This is a genomic window from Streptomyces sp. NPDC050264, assembly GCF_040655895.1.
In the GTDB taxonomy this organism is placed as follows: Bacteria; Actinomycetota; Actinomycetes; order Streptomycetales; family Streptomycetaceae; genus Streptomyces.
The window spans coordinates 1-4,721 of sequence record NZ_JBFAKV010000065.1 but is presented as its reverse complement, the minus strand read 5'-3'; the positions used below and the strand labels follow the sequence as shown (position 1 = coordinate 4,721).

General features: G+C 67.6%; 3 protein-coding genes and 1 pseudogene. 2 read left to right on the top strand and 2 right to left on the bottom strand.

Going from position 1 to position 4,721, the window contains the following annotated elements; genetic code table 11:
• Nucleotides 1–219 precede the first annotated feature (219 nt).
• Nucleotides 220–741, bottom strand: coding sequence for a hypothetical protein (locus AB0J02_RS43515; RefSeq protein WP_363199467.1), 522 nt, complete (start codon nt 739–741; stop codon nt 220–222).
• A gap of 269 nt (nt 742–1,010) precedes the next feature.
• Nucleotides 1,011–1,328: pseudogene (locus tag AB0J02_RS43510) on the bottom strand (integrase core domain-containing protein); the annotation flags it as partial.
• 1,438 nt (nt 1,329–2,766) lie between these two features.
• Here AB0J02_RS43510 and AB0J02_RS43505 point away from each other — a divergent pair.
• Nucleotides 2,767–4,098, top strand: coding sequence for a cation:proton antiporter (locus tag AB0J02_RS43505; RefSeq protein ID WP_363199466.1), 1,332 nt, complete (start codon nt 2,767–2,769; stop codon nt 4,096–4,098).
• Nucleotides 4,099–4,372: 274 nt separating this feature from the next.
• On the top strand, nt 4,373–4,600 hold the full coding sequence (locus AB0J02_RS43500) for a three-helix bundle dimerization domain-containing protein (RefSeq protein WP_363199465.1): 228 nt from the start codon (nt 4,373–4,375) through the stop codon (nt 4,598–4,600).
• The last annotated feature ends 121 nt before the right edge of the window (nt 4,601–4,721 follow it).

The following is a 4,721-nucleotide window of genomic DNA, read 5'->3' as shown; positions in this document are numbered from 1 at the left end:
GTCGCCGACCAACATCCTGGTGACGCCCCCGAACGAGACCCACACCGTGACCCTGAACTGGCCCGCGGGGGCCGGGGACATCAAGGGCGCGTACACCGACGTGCAGGTCTACCCCACCCACACGACCAAGTAAGGGTGGGGCGCGTGGCCGGCCTCGGTGGCTGACCGCCGTACCCGGCCAGAACCGGGACTGGCGGACGAACTGCGGTGCTCAGGGCGTCAGTTGCCCGACATGGTCATGGGGAGCTGGAGTAGTTGGGCGACGACTTGGTCGGGTGAGTCGACTGGGGCGAAGTCGACCGGCTGCTGGAGTTGGTAGACGGTGCCTTGCGGGGGGAAGGTGGTGAGGGTTTCGCCCAGGGTGGTCATCGTCTTGGTGTTGGTCAGGGTCATCGGTTTACCGCCTCCCGGTGGCTTCTCGATCGTGAGGGTGAAGTCGTGGAAGACGGTGTTGCGGTATTTCTCGGGGTTCTTGCTGGTGGCTTCGAGCAGGCTGAGCGGGGTGGAGTCGCTGTCGGACTGCGACAGGGTGACCTTGCCCAGGATCGGCGAGTCGGCGCTGTACTCCTCACCGATGATCTTCAGCTTCACCCCATCGAGGCCGCCTGACGGGTTGGCCTCGACGCGGTACCTGACGCCACCCCTGAAGTCCAGGGTGATGAGGCCGAGGACGTTGATCTGCAGCGGCACGTTGACTGCAAAGCCGGAGCAGGGAATCTCTTGCCCGATGGGCAGGAGCATCGGAACACCTCCGAGTTGGGGTGGCCGGCAGCGTGGTGACGCGAGCATGCCGTCGAGTACCAGCGCGCCGTATGCCACGGGTCAAGAACAGCATCAAAACTACTTTGCTGCCGAACATCCTAGTAATTCTTGATCCGGACCAACTACGGCATGTATGAGCCGAATTGCGGGTACGAGGAGAAGCCCCCGAGCACCGGTTGGCCGGACCGGAGAGCCACTCAAGGCCACCCCGGCCGCCCACGGCTCTTGATCCACTTTCGCAACAGGTCCTAGGTGTATTGACCCGCAAGGTTGTTGACGCGGCTGATCGGGGGTTGGCCTCCGAGTGCGGTGTGTCCGCGATGGTAGGTGTAGGCGTGGAGGAAGGCATCGAGGACTGCGGTCCGCTCGTCGTTGCTGAGGTAGGGCCTCAGGTAGGCCCACTCCTCGAGCAGGGTGCGGTTGAACCGTTCGACTTTGCCGTTGGTCCGGGGCCGGTAGGCGCGGGTCAGTCTGCGGCTCGCGCCGAGGTCGGCCAGTGCCCGCTGCCAGGCGAAGCTTTTGCGGTAGGGCCAGGCGTTGTCGGTCAGGACGCGTTCGATGCGCATCTGGCTCCGCACTGCCAGAGCGGCCAGCTCTCGATCTGGGCCCTTGCGGCAGGGGCAGGGCCGAGCAGGACCCGGTGGCGATGAGCCTGGGCGATCTCGCGTACAGCGGTGAGGCCGTCGAGGCCGGCGCCGTCCAACCTGACCGGTCATGCCAGACAGTTTCCCAACCCCTGGCCGTGCCTCCATTCCCGGTCGAGGGCGGGGTATTGGGGACGGTTGTGCGGACTTGTCGCCCTGGTGGTGGGAGGCTGGAAGGGCCCGGGTGACGAGGAAACGGCGGCGACCGGAGGACGCGGGGAGACCGGGGCTCCCCTTCGTGCGGTCCGCGCGCGAGGTGTCCTCCTGACGCGAGGGGCGGGGCCAGCGGGAGTTGCCTCATTTCGGCCATCTTGTTGTTGACACTGCTGTGCGGGGAGCCCTATCGGGGCGGTGTCTTAGCCTGGGACCATGCCCCGGACCCTGGCGGGTGTTGACGCGGTTCAGGCTCATCAATTGTGGACCTGTTGACAGCGTTTCCCTCTGGGCAGAGGAGGCGCCGGTGGGACGGCCCGTTCAGATGTCTCGATTGCCTCGGATCACCAGCCATGACGCGGAGCTGGGTGAGGATCGGGGACGGCATGATCGGCGCTTGTCGCTGATAGTGGAGGTGGATCCCGCTCCACGGGACATGCCGTTTCTCGCAGATGTCGCGGCTGCTGCGCTCGCCAGTGTGGGCGCGCCGTCGTGGGTGGCCGGCCGGGCAGCCGATATAGCCCGGATCGCTGCCCACTATGTCATCGGGCACGGTGCCGGAGGGCGTATCCAGCTGCGGGTGGAGGCAGATGCCGTCGCGGTGACCGTCGCGGTGTCCGACTGCGTCCCTGCTGGGCAGCCGGACTCTCCCGCCTGGTTGCCGGTGTCCGACAGCGGCTGTCTTGAGTGGGACGGCCGTGCGGCTGGAGATCCTCTGGTGAGTGCGGCTGCGGATGATTCGTTGTTGGTGCATCGCACCCTCGATGGGCAGGTACGGCTGGCCGTTCGGACCGCGTGGGTGTCGCCAGGGTCCGCTCGCCCCCTCATGAACGGCTCCCGGCAATAGGTGTCATCTGCAGTGTTGCCGGGGGAGATCTCCGGTCCCTGTTCAGCGAGTGAGGGTGTCTGGACGGGAGCCGGTGGAGCCGGGGTCGTGCGGTGACGGCGTACGACCCCGGTCTCAGCCTGCATGTTTCTTCCTGAGGGGTGACCGATGTGTGGATCAAAGGCCTGTGTTCGACGGGGGTTCAGGCAGCGCATGCTCGTTCTGTGTGCGGCGGGAAATCCGCGATGGACCCTGCCTGTGCCCCGCCCCTGGCTGCCACCGCTGTCGTGTTGTCACCCGTGGTTCCGGCACTCCCGGCAGTGACTTCGGCGGCGGCCAGGATTTGCGCCGAGGCGGCGAGGGGACGGCGGCGAGAGCACGGTGAGTGACAGCGCGTGGACGGGAGCGGCCGTGGCCGCCGTGACGGCGGGGTACGCCCTCATCTCCGGGCGGCTGACCATGACCGCCGTTTCGACGCCGATGGTGTTCACCGGTGTCGGGGTGGCCATCGGCCCCGCCGGGCTGGGCCTGCTGGACCTGGAGAGCGATGCGGGCCCCGTGCTCACCCTGGTCGAAGCCGCTCTGACGCTGGTCCTGTTCACGGGTGCGACGTCCATACGCCGACGGGATCTCCGCCTCGGTGGCTTCCTTGCCGGCCGCCTGCTCGGGATCGGCCTGCCGCTGACGATCGGAGCAGGATGGCTCCTGGCATGGCCCTTGCTGCCGGGCCTGACCCTGTGGGAGCTAGCCCTGCTCGGGGCCGTTCTCGCGCCGACCGATGCCGCTCTCGGCAAGACAGCGGTCTCCGATCCGCGTGTCCCTACGATGGTGCGCGGCGGCCTGAATGTGGAATCCGGACTCAACGACGGTATGGCACTGCCCTTCTACGTGCTCTTCCTCGCGGCTCTGCCCGGAACCACAGCCGCGGAGGAAGGAGCCGACGGAGTCTTCTGGCGTGCGCTCGTGCTCAGTTCCGCATGGGGCATGGCCGTGGGAGGACTCGGCGGGTGGCTGTTGCGCCGGTGCGGTGAGAGGGGCTGGGTCAGTCGTGACTGGCGGCAGACGTTCGTCCTGGCCGTGGCCGTCGGCGCGTACACACTGGCTGCCGCTACCGAGGGGAGCGGGTTCATCGCGGCCTGGGTGGCCGGCTTCGCCTTCGATGTCTCGCTACGGCGCGCCGTACCGGCGGGCGCGCCGGCGCACACACGAACCGCCGACGACGGCACCGTCGACCTCGCCGGACATCTTGCCGAACTCCTCGCCTCCTTGAGCTTCCTGGTTTTCGGCGCCGTTCTGCTCGGGCCGGCCCTGGAAGGCCTCGACTGGAGGATCATCGCCTACGCCGTACTGAGCCTCACGATGATCCGGATGCTGCCCGTCGCGCTCTGTCTGGCCGGGAGCGGTCTGGCCCTTCCCACGGTCTTCTACATCGGGTGGTTCGGGCCGCGGGGACTCGCCTCCGTCGTCTTCGGGCTCCTTCTGGTGGAGGAACAACACGTCCCGGGCATGGAGCTCCTCGGCCGGGTGATAGCGGTAACTGTCGCGCTCAGCATCCTTCTGCACGGCATGTCGGCCGTGGCCCTCGCGAAACGGTACGGCGCCTGGTACAGGAAGGCCGCCGAACGGCGGCCGGGCCTGCGAGAGGGCGTGCCCGAGGACGGAGAGGCCACGCACTCGTCCACGTCCACGGCTCGGCAGGGCGACGACGGGTGACGGACGATTCAGCTGAACGATTGCTGTCGACACAAGGAGACCGATTCCGGCGAGCGCGTCGTGACCGGCGTCAACCGCTGCCGACTGGACGCCGCGGAGCCCGGAACCACCAGCTCCTTGTGACGTTGATGAGCGTCGAGCTGCGGGCCCACCAGGGGTGGCCGGATGCCAGCGACAGGCCGACTGTGCACTGCAACGACCACTCCAGCGAGGGCGTTCGCGCGCGAGAATGTCGGTGACGGCTGACGAAAGTACCTCCAGGCCAGGGGCTGCAGTGACTACCGCTCCGCGTGAAGAAGAAGCGATCCGTGCGCTCGCTGAACGCCTCACGAAGGCCCATCGCACCACGCGCACGCCCGACGAAGTCGCCGCAGCCGTCGCAGATGCCCACGCCTCCTTCCACGGCCGGCCCGTGCGCGACTTCGTTCCTGTCCTCGTCGAACGCAAGGCACGCGCCACTCTCACCCACCCGCAGGCCATTGGCCGCGCCCGGGAGAGTTGACGGTACGCGTCAGACAGCGGCGGCCTGCCGGAGAGGACGGCAACCGCGTTCGGCGGGCCAAACAACCGTTCACCAGCGCATGCCGAGTTGGTCGAGGTCTGCTCGTCGTGGTGGGGTGAGT